This is a genomic window from Bacillus sp. CPT56D-587-MTF (genome assembly GCF_058792335.1).
The window spans coordinates 5,013,168-5,032,500 of record NZ_JBYTEF010000001.1 but is presented as its reverse complement, the minus strand read 5'-3'; the positions used below and the strand labels follow the sequence as shown (position 1 = coordinate 5,032,500).

The window sequence follows — 19,333 nt, the reverse complement described above, 5'->3', positions numbered from 1 at the left end:
TGAGAATGCCGGTATGAGTAGCGAAAGACGGGTGAGAATCCCGTCCACCGAATGCCTAAGGTTTCCTGAGGAAGGCTCGTCCGCTCAGGGTTAGTCAGGACCTAAGCCGAGGCCGACAGGCGTAGGCGATGGACAACAGGTTGATATTCCTGTACCACCTCTTTATCGTTTGAGCAATGGAGGGACGCAGAAGGATAGAAGAAGCGTGCGATTGGTTGTGCACGTCCAAGCAGTTAGGCTGATAAGTAGGCAAATCCGCTTATCGTAAAGGCTGAGCTGTGATGGGGAAGCTCCTTATGGAGCGAAGTCTTTGATTCCCCGCTGCCAAGAAAAGCTTCTAGCGAGATAAAAGGTGCCTGTACCGCAAACCGACACAGGTAGGCGAGGAGAGAATCCTAAGGTGTGCGAGAGAACTCTGGTTAAGGAACTCGGCAAAATGACCCCGTAACTTCGGGAGAAGGGGTGCTTTCTTAACGGAAAGCCGCAGTGAATAGGCCCAAGCGACTGTTTAGCAAAAACACAGCTCTCTGCGAAGCCGTAAGGCGAAGTATAGGGGGTGACACCTGCCCGGTGCTGGAAGGTTAAGGAGAGGGGTTAGCGTAAGCGAAGCTCTGAACTGAAGCCCCAGTAAACGGCGGCCGTAACTATAACGGTCCTAAGGTAGCGAAATTCCTTGTCGGGTAAGTTCCGACCCGCACGAAAGGTGTAACGATTTGGGCACTGTCTCAACCAGAGACTCGGTGAAATTATAGTACCTGTGAAGATGCAGGTTACCCGCGACAGGACGGAAAGACCCCGTGGAGCTTTACTGTAGCCTGATATTGAATTTTGGTACAGTTTGTACAGGATAGGCGGGAGCCATTGAAACCGGAGCGCTAGCTTCGGTGGAGGCGCTGGTGGGATACCGCCCTGACTGTATTGAAATTCTAACCTACGGGTCTTATCGACCCGGGAGACAGTGTCAGGTGGGCAGTTTGACTGGGGCGGTCGCCTCCTAAAGTGTAACGGAGGCGCCCAAAGGTTCCCTCAGAATGGTTGGAAATCATTCGTAGAGTGCAAAGGCATAAGGGAGCTTGACTGCGAGACCTACAAGTCGAGCAGGGACGAAAGTCGGGCTTAGTGATCCGGTGGTTCCGCATGGAAGGGCCATCGCTCAACGGATAAAAGCTACCCCGGGGATAACAGGCTTATCTCCCCCAAGAGTCCACATCGACGGGGAGGTTTGGCACCTCGATGTCGGCTCATCGCATCCTGGGGCTGTAGTCGGTCCCAAGGGTTGGGCTGTTCGCCCATTAAAGCGGTACGCGAGCTGGGTTCAGAACGTCGTGAGACAGTTCGGTCCCTATCCGTCGTGGGCGTAGGAAATTTGAGAGGAGCTGTCCTTAGTACGAGAGGACCGGGATGGACGCACCGCTGGTGTACCAGTTGTTCTGCCAAGGGCATAGCTGGGTAGCTATGTGCGGAAGGGATAAGTGCTGAAAGCATCTAAGCATGAAGCCCCCCTCAAGATGAGATTTCCCATAGCGTAAGCTAGTAAGATCCCTGAAAGATGATCAGGTTGATAGGTTCGAGGTGGAAGCATGGTGACATGTGGAGCTGACGAATACTAATAGATCGAGGACTTAACCATATAATATGTAGCAAATGTTATCTAGTTTTGAAGGAATATATATTAAAATTTCTTCTTGACATTTCGAAAGAAATGTTTATAATGATAAAAGTCTGGTAATGATGGCAGAGAGGTCACACCCGTTCCCATACCGAACACGGAAGTTAAGCTCTCTAGCGCCGATGGTAGTTGGGACCTTGTCCCTGTGAGAGTAGGACGTTGCCAGGCTAATATTATTCCGCAGTAGCTCAGTGGTAGAGCTATCGGCTGTTAACCGATCGGTCGTAGGTTCGAGTCCTACCTGCGGAGCCATTATGCTTCCATAGCTCAGCTGGTAGAGCACTTCCATGGTAAGGAAGAGGTCACCGGTTCAAGCCCGGTTGGAAGCTTGGGAATAGGTTTAAAACTTTTTTGGCCCGTTGGTCAAGTGGTTAAGACACCGCCCTTTCACGGCGGTAACACGGGTTCGAATCCCGTACGGGTCACCACTTTTGGAGGATTAGCTCAGCTGGGAGAGCACCTGCCTTACAAGCAGGGGGTCGGCGGTTCGATCCCGTCATCCTCCACCATATATATTTAAAATGTCGGAGGGGTAGCGAAGTGGCTAAACGCGGCGGACTGTAAATCCGCTCCTTCGGGTTCGGCAGTTCGAATCTGCCCCCCTCCACCATTTTCTTTAAAATAACCTGAGAGGGTTTATTTTTTTGAAAAGATAACCATACTAGTAAATATTAATGGGCTATAGCCAAGCGGTAAGGCAACGGACTTTGACTCCGTCATGCGCTGGTTCGAATCCAGCTAGCCCAGCCATTTACGAGCCATTAGCTCAGTTGGTAGAGCATCTGACTTTTAATCAGAGGGTCGAAGGTTCGAGTCCTTCATGGCTCATCATTTTTGCGGAAGTAGTTCAGTGGTAGAATACAACCTTGCCAAGGTTGGGGTCGCGGGTTCGAATCCCGTCTTCCGCTTAATTAATAAGGGGCCTTAGCTCAGCTGGGAGAGCGCCTGCCTTGCACGCAGGAGGTCAGCGGTTCGATCCCGCTAGGCTCCATCTAAATAAAAAAGCTTATATCATACGATGTAAGCTTTTTTTGTGTTTAAAAAGACAACTTTTATACTTGTCGTTTAAAATGAAGAAAACGTAAAAATAAGGGATGGGGAGATAATTGTGAAAGTTGTTATTGCATCTGATTCATATAAAGAAAGCCTAAAAGCTATAGAAGTATGTGGAGCTATTGAAAGAGGTTTTAGAGCAATTTTTCCTAATGCAGAGTATGTGAAAATACCAATTGGAGATGGAGGAGAAGGGACGGTTGAATCACTTGTTGATGCTACAGGGGGGAGAATTATATCAATTAGTGTGACAGGACCGCTTAGAGAAGGTATACAAGCTTTTTATGGCATTTCTAAAGATAAAAAGACAGCGTTTATTGAAATGGCAGCAGCATCAGGATTACAGCACGTTCCAGTTGAAAAGCGCAACCCACTTATTACAACGACAAAAGGAACAGGAGAACTTATATTACATGCGCTAGATCAAGGAGTGGAGTACATAATTTTAGGACTTGGAGGAAGTGCTACAAATGATGGCGGGGCAGGTATGTTAGCGGCTTTAGGAGTAAGGTTTATAAATGGTAAGGGTGAAGTAATAGATCCATCTGGAGGCACATTACACTCGATTGTTACTATTGATTTTTCACGAATGGACCCACGCTTAAAGGGGGTAAAGATAGAAGCGGCATGTGATGTGGATAATCCATTAGTCGGAATGCAGGGAGCATCTTTCGTATTTGGGAGACAAAAGGGTGCAAATATAGAGATGATGAAAGAGCTAGATGAGAATTTACAACATTATGCGAATATGCTTAAACGATATGTATCTTTTGATGTATCTGAAATACCTGGTGCAGGGGCAGCGGGAGGAATGGGAGCGGCTGTTATTTCAGTGTTAAAGGGAGACTTGCGTAGGGGCATTGAAATTGTATTAGATTATACAAATTTCGATAAACATATAGAAGATGCACATCTTATTATAACTGGTGAAGGTAGAATAGATAAACAAACTGCATATGGAAAGGCTCCTGTGGGTGTTGCGGGGCGTGCAAAACGTTTTTCTGTGCCTGTAATTGCTATTGGAGGGTCTGTATCATCTGATTATTCAGCTGTGTACGAGAAAGGAATAGATGCGGTATTTAGTATCACAACGAGACCGATGACACTAGAAGAAGCATATAAAGTAGCAGAAGAAAATATTGAAATGACAACGAAGAATATTGCAACAGTATGGAAAATAGCATCAGAAAAACACTTCTAAATATAGGAGTGTTTTATTATTATTATTTAATAATAGTGATTGCGATTGTTTCATTAAGTTAACTTTATACATAGAATAGTCTTAAAATTTGGTTTTCAACGTGAATATAAGTGAATAAATTGTATATCCATACAGAAAAATGTCGAGTTGAGTCAGACTATATAAAAGATTTAAAATATTTAGTGAAGGCATAAAAGGGGGATACTATCTATGAAAAAAGAAATCTCAGTTATTGGAGTTCCAATGGATTTAGGACAGATGCGTCGTGGAGTTGATATGGGACCGAGCGCGATCCGTTATGCAGGGGTAATTGAAAGAATTGAAGAAATTGGATATGACGTTAAAGATATGGGAGATATATGTATAGAGAGAGAAAAAGAGATAGATGAAAATACAAAATTAAGAAACCTTACACAAGTTGCAACTGTATGTAATGAATTAGCAAGTAAGGTGGATCATATTATAGAAGAAGGTCGTTTTCCACTTGTATTAGGTGGTGACCATAGTATTGCTATCGGTACATTAGCTGGTGTAGCAAAACATTATAAAAACTTAGGCGTTATTTGGTATGATGCACACGGTGATTTAAATACAGAGGAAACTTCACCATCTGGAAATATTCATGGTATGTCACTTGCAGCAAGTTTAGGTTATGGACATTCTTCACTTGTAGATTTATACGGAGCATATCCAAAGGTGAAAAAAGAGAATGTCGTAATTATCGGTGCGCGTGCATTGGATGAAGGAGAAAAAGATTTCATTCGCAATGAAGGTATTAAAGTGTTCTCAATGCATGAAATTGATCGTATGGGGATGACGGCTGTGATGGAAGAAACAATCGCATATTTATCTCATACCGATGGTGTACACTTATCATTAGATTTAGATGGTCTTGATCCTCATGATGCACCAGGTGTTGGAACGCCTGTAATTGGCGGTCTATCTTATCGTGAAAGTCATTTGGCGATGGAAATGTTAGCAGAAGCTGATATTATCACATCTGCTGAATTTGTTGAGGTAAATACGATTTTAGATGAGAGAAATAGAACGGCAACAACAGCAGTTGCTTTAATGGGTTCTTTATTCGGTGAAAAACTAAAATAAATGTAAGAAAAGCAACTGAGAAGTTGCTTTTTTTATTTGAAAATAAGCGTATAATAATGATTTATATTATACTGTACAATAAAAATGTTTGACATCTTACCAATTTGAGCTAAAGGGGGTTGTTTGTAATTGTCGTTTGTTTCATGTATGGTATAATTAACTAGTTGTTGGAAATACATACAGATAGAGCATAAAACAATATTTCAATATATGGATAGAATTGCTCGTAAGTAGGAGGAAGGGATAGCATGCCTTTTGAAGATACGACCATTTTGAAATATCTTAGTACGGCATTAGATATTGCCATTGTATGGTTTATTATATATAAGCTAATTCTTATAATCCGAGGGACGAAAGCTGTTCAACTTTTAAAAGGGATTACAGTTATTATCGTCGTTAAGATGATCAGTATTTTCCTTGAATTGCGTACGCTATCTTGGCTAACTGAACAAGTATTAACGTGGGGATTTTTAGCCGTTATTATTATCTTTCAGCCAGAATTGCGAAGAGCACTTGAGCAGCTAGGGCGCGGGAGTTTATTTTCGCGTGTTGGAACGCATGAGGATGATGAACCTGAAATGGTTGCAACAGCGATAGCAAAAGCAACCGAATATATGGGGAAACGTAGAATTGGTGCATTAATTACTTTGTCAAAAGAGACCGGTATGGGTGATTATGTGGAAACGGGTATTCCGCTTAATGCAAACGTATCATCGGAATTACTTATTAATATTTTTATTCCAAATACACCTCTTCATGACGGAGCGGTAATTATGCAAGGAAGTACAATTAAAGCAGCAGCATGCTATCTTCCATTATCAGAAAGTCCGTTTATTTCTAAAGAATTAGGAACTAGACATCGTGCTGCAATGGGAGTTAGTGAAGTTACTGATAGTATTACAGTAGTTGTGTCTGAAGAAACTGGTCAAATTTCTTTAACGAAAAATGGTAAGTTGCATCGTGATTTGAAGACAGAACAGCTGAAAGATATGTTATTAGCTGAATTTAGTGGAAACGAAAAAACGACTTCTTCGTCTTTATGGAATTGGAGGAGAAAGCGTCATGGATAAGTTAATGGAGAATCATTGGTTTTTAAAAGGGATCTCATTACTATTGGCGTGTATGCTTTTTATGTCAGCGACGTTAACTGAAAAAAATACGACATCAGGTATATTACCTTTTGCAAATGATACGAAAGAAACATTAACTAATTATGCTATTAATCTTAAGTATGATGAGGAGAAATATATTGTAAGTGGTATTCCGGCAGAGGGCGTTAAAGTAAAATTAGAAGGCCCAAAAGCATCAGTTGCTACAGCAAAAGCAAAAAAACAATTTGACATACCGGTTGATTTGCGAGATAGTCCAAAAGGAACTTATGAGATTTCTTTAAAAACGAACGGGCTTCCAGATGATGTGAAAGGAACAGTTCAGCCATCAACAATTAAAGTTACTCTTCATGAAAAGGCGAGAAAATATGTTCATGTAGATCTGAAATTATCAAATGAGGATCAGATGCCAGCGGGGGCTACTCTAGAAAAATCAAGCCTTAAACCGGATACTGTTGAGGTAGTTGGGACGAAAGAAGAAATTGAAAGCATTTCCTCTGCCAAAGCGTATGTTGATTTAAAAGGTGTTAATAAAACTGTTACAAAAACGCCCGAAGTTACATTATACAATAAAGAAGGAAAACGTTTAAATGTAAGAACAAGTCCATCTAAGATTAGTGTAACGTTGAATGTGGCAACGCAAACTACAGCCAATAATACTGAAAAAACTGTTCCTGTAACGTATACGAAGAAGGGGAGTTTAGCAGAAGGATTGGCGGTTACAAATATCAGTGTTGAACCGAGAGAAGTAACGATAGCTGGTCCAAAAGATATTTTGGATAATATACAATCGCTAGAGGGGGTCGAAGTAGATCTTAGTCAATTGACAGAGTCTACAACATTCGATGCCTCTGTTTTATTACCCAAGGGTGTAACAAGTGCAAAACCGAATCAAGTGAAGGTTTCGGTGGGAGTGCAAAAAACAAAACAAACGAAAACAAAAACGATTGATGGTATCCCAATCCAGAAAAATGGACTGTCTAAAGATGTTACTGCTCAGCTACTTTCGCCGCAAGATGGAAAGATAAGTGTTGATATTTCAGGAGAAGCAAGTATAGTAGATAAAATAACAGCTGCTCAAATAACAGCGGTAATTAATCTGCAAAATGTATCCTCAGGGACGAAAGATATTTCCATTCAAGTGAGCGGTCCTGGTAATATTTCAATAGAGCCAAAACAAAAAAGTGCTAAAGTTACTATTGTGAAGAAAGAAAAACCAGATAAAGAAGTACAGGGTAATGGTCAACAACCGGATTCAAATACGGATCAAGAAAATCAAAATGAGAAACCAAAAAATCCTGAACCTGATTCAGAAAAAGAACAGGAAAAGAATCAAAACCAAAATCAAAATCAAGATAAAGATAAAGAAACGAGTCAAGAACCAACAGTAGATAATCAAAAAGAGCAAGAAAAAGGAGCGAATCATAATGGGTAAATATTTTGGTACAGATGGAGTACGCGGAGTTGCAAATAAGGAGTTAACACCTGAATTAGCTTTCAAAATTGGACGTTTTGGGGGTTATGTATTAACAAAAGATACAGATCGTCCAAAAGTAATTATCGGTCGTGATACACGTGTATCTGGTCATATGTTAGAAGGAGCTTTAGTAGCAGGTCTATTATCAACTGGAGCAGAAGTAATGCGCCTTGGCGTTATTTCTACACCGGGCGTTGCTTATTTAACAAAAGCACTAGATGCACAAGCGGGTGTTATGATTTCTGCATCTCATAATCCAGTACAAGATAACGGTATTAAATTCTTTGGTTCAGACGGCTTTAAATTAACAGATGAGCAAGAAGCTGAGATTGAAGCTTTATTAGACAAAGAAGTTGATGAACTACCACGTCCGACAGGTACTAATCTTGGACAAGTGAGCGATTACTTTGAAGGTGGACAAAAATATTTACAGTACATTAAACAAACTGTTGAAGAAGATTTCTCTGGCCTACATATCGCTTTAGATTGTGCACATGGTGCAACTTCTTCTCTAGCTCCATACTTATTTGCAGACCTAGAAGCTGATATTTCAACAATGGGAACTTCTCCAAACGGTATGAATATTAATGAGGGTGTAGGATCTACACATCCAGAAGGCTTAGCTGAATTGGTAAAAGAAAAAGGTGCGGATATCGGACTTGCTTTTGATGGCGATGGCGACCGTTTAATTGCTGTAGACGAAAAAGGAAACATCGTTGACGGTGATCAAATTATGTTCATTTGTGCGAAATATATGAAAGAAACTGGTCAATTAAAACATAATACAGTTGTTTCAACTGTTATGAGTAACTTAGGTTTTTACAAGGCACTTGAAGCAAATAATATTACAAGTGATAAAACAGCAGTTGGTGACCGCTACGTAATGGAAGAAATGAAGCGTGGGGGTTACAACCTAGGTGGAGAACAATCAGGCCATATTATCTTACTTGATTACATTACAACTGGTGATGGAATGTTAAGTGCACTTCAACTTGTAAACATCATGAAAATGACGAAAAAGCCATTATCTGAGCTTGCAGGAGAAATGACGAAATTCCCACAATTGTTAGTAAACGTTCGTGTAACAGATAAAAAATTAGCATTAGAAAATGAAAAAATCAAAGAAATTATTCGTGTTGTAGAGGAAGAAATGAACGGTGATGGCCGTATTCTTGTTCGTCCATCTGGAACAGAGCCACTTATTCGTGTAATGGCAGAAGCACCAACACAAGAAGTTTGTGATGCATATGTACATCGCATTGTAGAAGTTGTGAAAGCCGAAGTTGGCGCTGAATAATTAGCTGAATTTATATGAAAAAGGAGCACAAAAAGTGCTCCTTTTTCATATGTTTTATAGACGATGAAAAAAATTTCATTGACGGTTTATCCATGTTTGTTATAAGATGGTCTTGTTCTTTTTCTCAAAGGAAATATTGTAAATTATAAAAGCGCCAGAACTACAAATAGTGTAGTTGACGAGGTGGGGTTTATCGAGATTTCGGCGGATGACTCCCGGTTGTTCATCACAACCGCAAGCTTTTACTTAAATCATTAAGGTGACTTAGTGGACAAAGGTGAAAGTGTGATGAGAGAAGAGGAACGGATGAAAACTAGCTGTATAAGTATATACGGACTTAAACCCAATCGAGAGGAAGGTGAAAGCCGTTACAAGCTTACAGGGCTAGCAATATGTAATCCGTTTTTTAGTATAAATAAAAATGGTATCGGACTATGTCGTTACATGTTCGCAGAGCAGTGTAAGCATTTGTAACGGCGACTAAACATGTGTGGAATCGTAGGATTTATTGGAGAGCAAGATGCAAAGGAAATTTTATTAAAAGGTTTAGAAAAGCTAGAATATCGTGGATATGATTCAGCAGGTATTGCAGTACAAGCAGAGAACGGTGTTGTTGTATACAAAGAAAAAGGCCGTATCGCAAAACTTCGTGAAATCGTAGATGAGAACGTAGCAGCAAGCGTGGGTATCGGACACACACGCTGGGCTACACACGGTGTTCCAAGTAAAGTAAACGCGCATCCGCATCAAAGTACATCAAAACGCTTTACATTAGTTCATAACGGTGTAATTGAAAACTATGAATTAGTGAAAAAGGAATATTTACAAGATGTAACGTTCGTAAGTGAAACAGATACAGAGGTTATCGTACAGCTTATGGAACAACAAGTGAGCACAGGATTAAGTGTAGAAGAAGCGTTCCGTAATACGCTATCTCTTTTACATGGCTCTTATGCAATTGGATTACTTGATGCTGAAAATCCAAACATGATTTATGTTGCTAAAAACAAAAGCCCGCTATTAGTAGGTGTTGGTGACAACTTTAATGTTGTGGCAAGCGACGCTATGGCGATGTTACAAGTTACAGATCAATTTATTGAGCTAATGGATAAAGAAATCGTAATCGTAACGAAAGAAAGTATTACAATTAAAAACTTACAAGGTGAAACGATTGAACGTGCACCGTTTACAGCGGAATTAGACGCAAGTGATATTGAAAAGGGAACATATCCTCATTTCATGCTTAAAGAAATCGATGAGCAACCACTTGTAATCCGTAATATAATTCAAAAGTATCAAGATGAAAATGGCGAAATTGAATTAAATCAAGACATCCGCAATGCGATTTTAGATAGCGATCGTATTTACATCATTGCATGTGGAACGAGTTATCATGCAGGTCTTGTTGGAAAACAATTTATCGAGAAGTTTGCAAAAATGCCAGTTGAAGTACACGTGGCAAGTGAATTCTCTTACAACATGCCATTATTAACAGAAAGACCATTCTTCATTTATATTTCACAAAGTGGTGAAACAGCTGATAGCCGTGCAGTACTTGTGCAAACAAATGAAATGGGTCATAAAGCATTAACAATTACAAACGTGCCTGGTTCTACGCTTTCTCGTGAAGCTGATTATACACTTCCGTTATACGCTGGACCAGAAATTGCAGTTGCATCAACGAAAGCTTACACAGCACAGCTTGCAGTACTTTCAATTTTAGCAGCTGATATTGCTAAAGCAAAAGGTGAAGTTCTTGATTTCGATTTAACACACGAACTAGGACTTGTAGCAAATGCAATGATAGAACTTTGTGATCAAAAAGAAGAAATGGACGCATTAGCAAAACAATTTTTAGCAACAACGCGTAACTGTTTCTTCATCGGCCGTAGCGTAGACTTCTACGTAGGATTAGAAGGTGCGTTAAAACTAAAAGAAATCTCTTACATCCAAGCAGAAGGATTCGCTGGAGGAGAGTTAAAACACGGTACAATCGCTTTAATTGAAAATGGTACACCAGTTATCGCACTTGCTACACAAGAGCACGTAAACCTTGGAATTCGTGGTAACGTGAAAGAAGTAGTAGCACGCGGGGCTAACCCATGTATCATCTCAATGAAAGGCTTAGAAATGGAAGGTGACAGCTTCGTATTACCAGCTGTACACGAAGCGCTAGCACCGCTAGTAGCAGTTATTCCATTACAACTTATCTCATACTACGCAGCGCTTCACCGCGAGTGTGACGTTGATAAGCCACGTAATTTAGCTAAGTCTGTTACTGTTGAGTAGGAGATTGGTAGGTTAATAAATATAGTTATACGTTTGAAATAAATTAAAACTAAGAAAAAACTCTGTAAAAATCATTTTACAGAGTTTTTTTAGTTATTTATTGTTTTACATAACAAATTGTTACTTGTTCGTCTATGTGGAAAATCTGTAACGCTTTACCATCTAAATTTTTAACCTCATATGATGAATAAATAGGTCTTTCCAATTTCACTTCTTGACCATTTTGAGTTCCTTTTTCCACCATTAGCGTTAACTGATGGGAAGAAACGTCTGCTTGGTATGTTCCTGTTAAGTAATTATCTTTATTTGGATAAGAACCATTTGCATATGTTTCAAATGTCTTATCTGCTTTTAGGACTAACGTAGTTTTGACTCCGTCTCCGTAATCAATACCCCAATTACCTACAAGCTCTGTACCGTCTTTATAGTTGTTCTGTACATTCTTAAACTTAGCGGAATCCTCGTCTGGTGTATCAATTTTTCCTTTGAATATACCAGTTTTATCTTGGGTACTGTATGTTTTAACTGTATTACCACTAGATAAACTCGGTGAGTTAGAAGAACTAGTACCACTTGTTGTAGAAGTAGTTGTTGAACCACCCTTAGCTTCCGCTTTTAACTTATTAAATACAGGTTTCCAAATGCGTTTTGCTTCATCTAATTTATTGTTTGCTTTATCTATGATTGCATCATCCGTATCTTTAAGTGTTTTAGAGTAATCAAATAACTTCGATACTTCTTTGAAAGATTCTTTTAACTTTTGAACAGCTTTTACAATTTCCTTATGATCTTCCTTGTATTTTCCTGGTGCATCTATACGCTCTATTTTATTAAATACTTTATCTAAGTCTTTAATACTATCTCGTACCTCTTCATTTGACTTACTTCCCTTTTTATTATCCCTCACAGAAGCATCATAGTAATCTAGACGTCTTAATAAGTCTTCTTCAATGTCTACCATAAGTTGTGGGTAATCCTCAGGCAAAACCATAATCATCTTAACATCTTTACTTTCTTCTTTTGAGTTAGTTGATTTTTCCTTTGTTTCAGATGATTTACCTTCTGTCTTAGTTTCTTTACTTTCTTGTTTACCAGATTCAGCATTTGTTTTTTCTTTTTCTCCAAATAAATTTGTTACACGACAAGCTGACATAGAAACTACTAATCCAGATGCTAGTAAAATTTTACCTGTACTCTTTTTGAAATTCTTCATATGATTTTTCAATTCTCCCTTTCAAAACATAAAATAGATGTGCTTTAGCCCCTTTAAAACTAAAAAACATACCCCTTCTATATTTATTTGTAACTACTCAGCCACCTTTCGGTGTCTTTTTTAAATTTTACTAGTTTCATATGCCTCCCATTTGTAAATACTGAGTATATCAAACAGGGGAGGTGAATCTTATGGTCGATCGAAAAATTATTTTAGATACATATAAAAAAGGACCTGAAGCTGTTATTTCTTTATTTGAAGAAACATTTTCTAAGTTAGAAAAACGTATACAAGAACTAGAAAATGCTTCAAAAAAAAACTCCAAAAATAGTCATAAGCCACCTTCTACAGATGGTTTGGGTAAGCCCGTTACAAAAAGTTTGCGCAAACCGTCTCATCGTCAAACGGGTGGCCAGTTGGGCCACAAGGGACATACTCTTGGTTTGACAGCGACTCCAGATCATACGATTACACATTCTCCTACATATTGTACTTGTTGTCATACTTCCTTGAACCACGAGCCTGTAAAAGGGTATCGCATTCGCCAAGTGTATGACTTACCACCTATTCAGATCGAAGTGACAGAACATAAAGTAGAACAGAAAGAATGCCCACATTGCCATTCTATCCAAGAAGCCCAATTTCCTTCGACAGTATCTCGTCCTGTTCAATATGGTCCAAATATAAAAAGACTGATTCCCTATTTAACGCATTATCAATGCATTTCTTTGAAGCGAACAAAAGAATTCTTTCAGGATTGTTTTGGACATTCTATAAGCGAAGGAACCCTGGTAAATCATACACAGGCTTTCGCTTCTCAATTGCAGCCATTCATAAAAGAAGTAAAGGAAAAGATTCTGCAGTCTCCTGTTGTCCATTTTGATGAAACTGGTATGCGTGTAGAAAACAAAACACAATGGTTACATACTGCCAGTACACCGGAGGTGACATTGCAACATATTCATCAAAAACGTGGAAAAGAAGCAATGGATGCTGGAGAAATCTTGCCATCTTTTTCTGGAATTGCGATGCATGATGGTTGGAAATCGTATGATGCGTATACAGATTGTCGTCACGTTTTATGTAATGCCCATCTCTTACGAGATTTACAAGGAATTATAGATAGTACTGGAGAACAATGGGCACAACAGATGCAGAAATTTCTAACGCAAGCGTTGACGATGAAAAAGCAATCCGAAGGTACCATGCCAAAAGCGACGCAAAAGAATCTGTTTATTATGTATCAATCCATATTGAAAGAACAACAGATTCTTTCCACGAAACAAAAGAAGAAAGGAAAGCAGACGCCTTCTCAAAATTTATGGAATCGCTTCGTCAAGTATTCTGACAGAATTCTAGGGTTTTTAGAACATCCAGCCATTCCATTTGATAACAATCAAGCAGAACGGGATATTCGGATGACGAAAGTAAAACAGAAAGTGTCTGGGACTTTCCGAAGTAAGAAAGGCGCAGAATCTTTTTGTCAGATACGAAGCTTTATGAGTACCATGAAAAAACAAAAACAATCGGTCTTACAAGCGATAAACCAAGTCATAGAAACTAGAACGGTTCCTTGGAATAACACGACTTCATAAGAGAATTTCTCTATTTGGCATAGATTCTTTCTCTGATTGGAGTATTTTCTTTTCATGTTTTCGAATCGGAAACATGTATTTGGCCTGTTTTTTTATTTGAAGAAGCTGAGTAGTTACAAAATAAATTTACAAATTTGTATCTAAAAGGGGTGTTTTTGTGTCGAAAAAGAACATCTAGAATTGGTAAGTGGATAGAACTCCATAAATTAAAGTTTTACTTTATCGACTTCACTTTTATTTATCTGAATTTTCCGTTATCATTTTAAGTATTCGTGAACAATTTCCTTTATTACGGCAAAAAGAGACGAGAGATTTATGGACATTTCAAGGGGGGATATTGATGAAAGTGAATGAAAAAACATATCTAAGTATAGAAGAGATTATTTCATTGCCAACCGTATCAAGTACAAACATAAGTGATGATGGTAAAAACGTAGCATTTGTTAAGAAGACGGCTGATTGGAAAGACAATACATATAGGAATCATGTATGGATATATGAAAAAGATAAGAAGCAGAGTTACCCATTATCAAATGGTGATATAGATAGTACACACCCATTATGGTCTCCAGATGCTAGGTGTATCGCATATCTTAGTCCAGTTGGTGATGGGAAAAATCAGATATTTGTTAAGTCACTAGATGGTTATAGAGAGGTTCAAATTACCGATGAGAAAGAAGGAGTCAGTACATTCAAATGGGGTCCTAATGGCAAGGGTCTTTATTATGTTACGCAGTCAAAAGAATGTGAGGAGATAAAGAAACGTAAGGATCTATATGGAGATTTTCAACATATAGGTAAGGAACACCAGAATAATTGTTTATATTACATTGAAATAGAGAAGGTGATACAAAGTGATACAGATGAACACGAGAACAGAGTTGTTTATCAATTAACGGATGGTAAGGATTTTCATATCCATGAATTTGATATTTCAAGTGATGGTAAAAAGGTTGTATTTATGGCGACACCAAGCTCAAATATGGCAGATTATATAAATGGAGATCTATACATACTCCATATTAAAGCTGGAGAGCTACAAAAGCTGAATGTGGATAAGTTGTTGGGAGGGAGTGTTTGCTTTTCTCCTGACGGCAGTGAAATATGTTACACAGCAAGCATAAGAGAGAAGGGTTACTATAGAAACCATATACAAGATAGTACGTTAGAGATATATGATATAAATACCGGAGAGCTAATTCAACCTTTAACAGATTTTGATAGTACGGTTATGCCATTACAGTGGACAGCTAAAGGGGTTTTAATTAGGTGGCAGAATAAAACGAATTATCTTATTGGATTGCTAGCCGAAGATGGCACTGTGGAAATATTAAGCGAAAAAGTAGATGGCTTTATAATGGATGCTTCTATAACAAAGGATGGCAAACATATATCCTACAATAAGGCTATAACAAATGAAACCTTTGAAATCTATTTAGACGATAAAAAAATAACGGATGAAAATAGCTTTTTCAAAGGGAAACTTAGAAGTAACAGGGAAATCATCTCATGGAAAAGTAGCGATGGTCTTGAAATAGAAGGTGTTTTATCAACGCCAGTAGAGTTGGACACTAATAAAAAATATCCTTTATTAGTAGTAATTCACGGCGGTCCGGCTTGGGCATCTTTTCCGATATTTTCAGACTGCTTCAATGAGAAATATCCGATTGAACAGTTTGTTGAAAAAGGCTTTATCGTTTTAGAACCAAATTACAGAGGAAGTTCAGGTTATGGTAATGAATTTTTAAAAGCTAACTATAGAAAACAGGGGATTGCTGACTACGATGATGTTATATCTGGAGTGGATGAACTAGTAGAAAAAGGGATGGTAGACAAGGATAGAGTAGGAGTTATGGGATGGAGCAACGGTGGATATGTATCAGCTTTCTGTTCTACGTTTAGTAGTCGGTTTAAAGCTATTTCAGTTGGCGGTGGAATAACTAACTGGAGTACCCATTATGTAAATACAGATATACCTTACTTTATTAGAATGTATTTAGGAAATACTCCATGGAATGATCCAGAGATATATACGAAGACATCACCTATGACGTATATTAAATCAGCTTGTACGCCTACCTTAATTCAACATGGGGAAAAGGATGCAAGAATTCCAATTACAAATGCATATGATCTATATCAAGGATTAATGGATATGGAAGTTGATACAGAATTAATTATATTTAAAGGAATGGCATATAGTTCTGACCAACCAGGAGTTCATGTGGCTATTATGAAGCAGAACTTGATGTGGTTTTCACACTATATTCTTGGAGAGAGTATGGAGGGTTTTAGGACTTTGTAAGGGATGTTTGTACAAGACATAAGGTTGAAACGGTCTTCATATTGAGATGATTTATTATAAAATATATACTTAAACTACTATCAGTACATAAATCAGGGAGGACTAATATGACAGGAAATAAAAATGACTTACTAGTAGAAAAACGTGAAGAGTTATTGAAAGTATTGCAAGCTCGTTTTGAGAAAAACATGAACCGCCATGAAGGTCTTGAATGGGCTAAAGTTGAAGCGAAGCTGACTACTAATAATGAAAAAATGTGGTCACTTAACGAAATGGAAGTAACTGGTGGTGAACCGGATGTTGTTGGTTATGATGAAGAAAAGGACGAATATACTTTCTATGATTGTTCAAAGGAGAGTCCTAAAGGCCGCAGAAGTCTTTGTTATGATCTTGAAGCGTTAGAATCAAGAAAAAAACATAAACCAGAAAATAACGTTATTGATGTTGCCAATGCTATGGGCATTGAATTATTAACGGAAGAACAGTATCGGGAATTGCAACAACTTGGCGATTTTGACATGAAATCATCAAGTTGGGTACAAACACCTTCAGATATTCGAGAACTCGGTGGTGCTTTATTTTGCGATTATCGCTTTGGACATGTTTTCGTGTACCATAATGGAGCAGACTCTTACTATGCTGCCAGAGGTTTTCGTGGCTCGTTAAAAGTTTAAATTAGGAGAAATAAGAAAAAGAGCCTATATTCAGGCTCTTTTTCTTATTTATATTTTAAAAGTAAACTGTTACTATGCAGTTTTACTTAATTTATATGTTCCGTGGTTGTTTTTACGGAAAAGTTTAGGGAAAACATAGCCATCTAATCCAATACGTCCAGCGTTCTGCCCTGCAACTAAAATGAACATAGTCAAAATAAGCAGGTTTGGGTTTACACTAACGGTTCCACTTAATAAAAATGAAAGATTCATTATGATTCCGAAAAATGCAGCTGTTTTTGTTAATCCGCCTAAAATTAAACCTAGACCTACTAAAATTTCTCCCCATTGAACTAAAAAGCTAAATAGGTCTGCGTTTGGAAGGACAAAATGTTGAAGAAAATCTGCCCACCAACTTTGTACTGCAGGGTGGTCACCTGATGCTTGAGCAATAGCACCCTTTAGAAAGCCACTTGCGTCAAAAGATTGTCCGAAGACTTTGCCTATCCCAGCAGCGAGCCATGTATACCCTATGTAAAGCCGTAAAAGTAATAATATGAAAGTAGCACGTTTATCAGTTCTTAAAAAATTGGTAACTACTCAGCTTCTTCAAATAAAAAAACAGGCCAAATACATGTTTCCGATTCGAAAACATGAAAAGAAAATACTCCAATCAGAGAAAGAATCTATGCCAAATAGAGAAATTCTCTTATGAAGTCGTGTTATTCCAAGGAACCGTTCTAGTTTCTATGACTTGGTTTATCGCTTGTAAGACCGATTGTTTTTGTTTTTTCATGGTACTCATAAAGCTTCGTATCTGACAAAAAGATTCTGCGCCTTTCTTACTTCGGAAAGTCCCAGACACTTTCTGTTTTACTTTCGTCATCCGAATATCCCGTTCTGCTTGATTGTTATCAAATGGAATGGCTGGATGTTCTAAAAACCCTAGAATTCTGTCAGAATACTTGACGAAGCGATTCCATAAATTTTGAGAAGGCGTCTGCTTTCCTTTCTTCTTTTGTTTCGTGGAAAGAATCTGTTGTTCTTTCAATATGGATTGATACATAATAAACAGATTCTTTTGCGTCGCTTTTGGCATGGTACCTTCGGATTGCTTTTTCATCGTCAACGCTTGCGTTAGAAATTTCTGCATCTGTTGTGCCCATTGTTCTCCAGTACTATCTATAATTCCTTGTAAATCTCGTAAGAGATGGGCATTACATAAAACGTGACGACAATCTGTATACGCATCATACGATTTCCAACCATCATGCATCGCAATTCCAGAAAAAGATGGCAAGATTTCTCCAGCATCCATTGCTTCTTTTCCACGTTTTTGATGAATATGTTGCAATGTCACCTCCGGTGTACTGGCAGTATGTAACCATTGTGTTTTGTTTTCTACACGCATACCAGTTTCATCAAAATGGACAACAGGAGACTGCAGAATCTTTTCCTTTACTTCTTTTATGAATGGCTGCAATTGAGAAGCGAAAGCCTGTGTATGATTTACCAGGGTTCCTTCGCTTATAGAATGTCCAAAACAATCCTGAAAGAATTCTTTTGTTCGCTTCAAAGAAATGCATTGATAATGCGTTAAATAGGGAATCAGTCTTTTTATATTTGGACCATATTGAACAGGACGAGATACTGTCGAAGGAAATTGGGCTTCTTGGATAGAATGGCAATGTGGGCATTCTTTCTGTTCTACTTTATGTTCTGTCACTTCGATCTGAATAGGTGGTAAGTCATACACTTGGCGAATGCGATACCCTTTTACAGGCTCGTGGTTCAAGGAAGTATGACAACAAGTACAATATGTAGGAGAATGTGTAATCGTATGATCTGGAGTCGCTGTCAAACCAAGAGTATGTCCCTTGTGGCCCAACTGGCCACCCGTTTGACGATGAGACGGTTTGCGCAAACTTTTTGTAACGGGCTTACCCAAACCATCTGTAGAAGGTGGCTTATGACTATTTTTGGAGTTTTTTTTTGAAGCATTTTCTAGTTCTTGTATACGTTTTTCTAACTTAGAAAATGTTTCTTCAAATAAAGAAATAACAGCTTCAGGTCCTTTTTTATATGTATCTAAAATAATTTTTCGATCGACCATAAGATTCACCTCCCCTGTTTGATATACTCAGTATTTACAAATGGGAGGCATATGAAACTAGTAAAATTTAAAAAAGACACCGAAAGGTGGCTGAGTAGTTACAAAAATTGATAACCATTGAAATCCCTCCAATATTGTATTTACAAGTTTATGATTTTTTATTTGTAAAATTGTACATAAAGCATTTTGAAATTTATTTTTGGAAGGTGAAGAATAAATGTGGTATGGGAGCTATCTATTTTAGTAGAGAGCTCC

General features: G+C 38.3%; 13 protein-coding genes, 9 tRNA genes and 2 rRNA genes (1 of these 24 running past the window's edge). 21 read left to right on the top strand and 3 right to left on the bottom strand.

What is annotated here, in order from left to right; translation table 11 throughout:
- From AC3WVZ_RS26115 to glmS, 18 genes are all read left to right on the top strand, one after another.
- Positions 1-1,630: ribosomal RNA gene (locus tag AC3WVZ_RS26115) — 23S ribosomal RNA — on the top strand (it extends 1,292 nt beyond the left edge of the window).
- Between the two features lie 91 nt (positions 1,631-1,721).
- A 5S ribosomal RNA gene (gene rrf / locus AC3WVZ_RS26110) occupies positions 1,722-1,837 on the top strand.
- A gap of 9 nt (positions 1,838-1,846) precedes the next feature.
- Positions 1,847-1,921, top strand: a tRNA-Asn gene (locus tag AC3WVZ_RS26105).
- A 4-nt stretch (positions 1,922-1,925) separates the two neighbouring features.
- Positions 1,926-1,998 (top strand) — tRNA-Thr (locus tag AC3WVZ_RS26100).
- A gap of 24 nt (positions 1,999-2,022) precedes the next feature.
- Positions 2,023-2,097 (top strand) — tRNA-Glu (locus AC3WVZ_RS26095).
- Between the two features lie 5 nt (positions 2,098-2,102).
- Positions 2,103-2,178 (top strand) — tRNA-Val (locus AC3WVZ_RS26090).
- 17 nt (positions 2,179-2,195) lie between these two features.
- A tRNA-Tyr gene (locus tag AC3WVZ_RS26085) sits at positions 2,196-2,279 on the top strand.
- 65 nt (positions 2,280-2,344) lie between these two features.
- Positions 2,345-2,419 (top strand) — tRNA-Gln (locus tag AC3WVZ_RS26080).
- A gap of 5 nt (positions 2,420-2,424) precedes the next feature.
- Positions 2,425-2,497: transfer RNA gene (locus AC3WVZ_RS26075), tRNA-Lys, on the top strand.
- Between the two features lie 8 nt (positions 2,498-2,505).
- Positions 2,506-2,577, top strand: a tRNA-Gly gene (locus AC3WVZ_RS26070).
- Positions 2,578-2,587: 10 nt separating this feature from the next.
- A tRNA-Ala gene (locus tag AC3WVZ_RS26065) sits at positions 2,588-2,660 on the top strand.
- Between the two features lie 117 nt (positions 2,661-2,777).
- A complete protein-coding gene (locus AC3WVZ_RS26060; RefSeq protein WP_000869587.1) occupies positions 2,778-3,923 on the top strand; it encodes a glycerate kinase in 1,146 nt (381 codons plus the stop codon).
- Between the two features lie 210 nt (positions 3,924-4,133).
- On the top strand, positions 4,134-5,027 hold the full coding sequence (rocF, locus tag AC3WVZ_RS26055; RefSeq protein WP_000711563.1) for an arginase: 894 nt from the start codon (positions 4,134-4,136) through the stop codon (positions 5,025-5,027).
- 248 nt (positions 5,028-5,275) lie between these two features.
- Complete coding sequence (cdaA, locus tag AC3WVZ_RS26050; protein ID WP_001115697.1) at positions 5,276-6,097, top strand: diadenylate cyclase CdaA; 822 nt, start codon at positions 5,276-5,278, stop codon at positions 6,095-6,097.
- A complete protein-coding gene (locus tag AC3WVZ_RS26045) occupies positions 6,090-7,571 on the top strand; it encodes a CdaR family protein (protein ID WP_000359601.1) in 1,482 nt (493 codons plus the stop codon). The genes cdaA and AC3WVZ_RS26045 overlap by 8 nt, the downstream gene beginning before the upstream one ends.
- Positions 7,564-8,910 (top strand): phosphoglucosamine mutase, encoded by a 1,347-nt coding sequence (gene glmM / locus AC3WVZ_RS26040; RefSeq protein WP_000521476.1) that lies wholly within the window; start codon positions 7,564-7,566, stop codon positions 8,908-8,910. The genes AC3WVZ_RS26045 and glmM overlap by 8 nt, the downstream gene beginning before the upstream one ends.
- A gap of 288 nt (positions 8,911-9,198) precedes the next feature.
- On the top strand, positions 9,199-9,384 hold the full coding sequence (locus AC3WVZ_RS26035; protein WP_001206405.1) for a hypothetical protein: 186 nt from the start codon (positions 9,199-9,201) through the stop codon (positions 9,382-9,384).
- A gap of 12 nt (positions 9,385-9,396) precedes the next feature.
- Positions 9,397-11,199: a glutamine--fructose-6-phosphate transaminase (isomerizing) gene (glmS, locus tag AC3WVZ_RS26030; RefSeq protein ID WP_000334163.1), complete on the top strand. Its 1,803-nt coding sequence runs from the start codon at positions 9,397-9,399 to the stop codon at positions 11,197-11,199.
- A 97-nt stretch (positions 11,200-11,296) separates the two neighbouring features.
- On the opposite strand, the gene AC3WVZ_RS26025 is transcribed toward glmS, so the two are convergent.
- Positions 11,297-12,424 carry a DUF3994 domain-containing protein gene (locus tag AC3WVZ_RS26025; RefSeq protein WP_425594297.1) on the bottom strand — a complete coding sequence of 376 codons (1,128 nt, stop codon included), beginning with the start codon at positions 12,422-12,424 and terminating at the stop codon, positions 11,297-11,299.
- Positions 12,425-12,603: 179 nt separating this feature from the next.
- On the opposite strand from AC3WVZ_RS26025, the gene tnpC (AC3WVZ_RS26020) reads away from it, so the two are divergent.
- From tnpC (AC3WVZ_RS26020) to AC3WVZ_RS26010, 3 genes are all read left to right on the top strand, one after another.
- Entirely contained in the window at positions 12,604-14,007 is a 1,404-nt protein-coding gene (tnpC, locus tag AC3WVZ_RS26020) for an IS66 family transposase (protein WP_233935200.1), read from the top strand.
- Positions 14,008-14,347: 340 nt separating this feature from the next.
- Positions 14,348-16,312 carry a S9 family peptidase gene (locus tag AC3WVZ_RS26015; protein ID WP_233935641.1) on the top strand — a complete coding sequence of 655 codons (1,965 nt, stop codon included), beginning with the start codon at positions 14,348-14,350 and terminating at the stop codon, positions 16,310-16,312.
- Positions 16,313-16,419: 107 nt separating this feature from the next.
- Complete coding sequence (locus AC3WVZ_RS26010) at positions 16,420-16,986, top strand: DUF4256 domain-containing protein (RefSeq protein WP_000147394.1); 567 nt, start codon at positions 16,420-16,422, stop codon at positions 16,984-16,986.
- A gap of 72 nt (positions 16,987-17,058) precedes the next feature.
- On the opposite strand, the gene AC3WVZ_RS26005 is transcribed toward AC3WVZ_RS26010, so the two are convergent.
- Positions 17,059-17,523 carry a DoxX family membrane protein gene (locus AC3WVZ_RS26005; protein ID WP_233936610.1) on the bottom strand — a complete coding sequence of 155 codons (465 nt, stop codon included), beginning with the start codon at positions 17,521-17,523 and terminating at the stop codon, positions 17,059-17,061.
- 151 nt (positions 17,524-17,674) lie between these two features.
- The gene (tnpC, locus tag AC3WVZ_RS26000) at positions 17,675-19,078 is read right to left on the bottom strand and encodes an IS66 family transposase (RefSeq protein ID WP_233935200.1); all 1,404 of its coding nucleotides are present in this window, start codon (positions 19,076-19,078) and stop codon (positions 17,675-17,677) included.
- Positions 19,079-19,333: the final 255 nt, after the last annotated feature.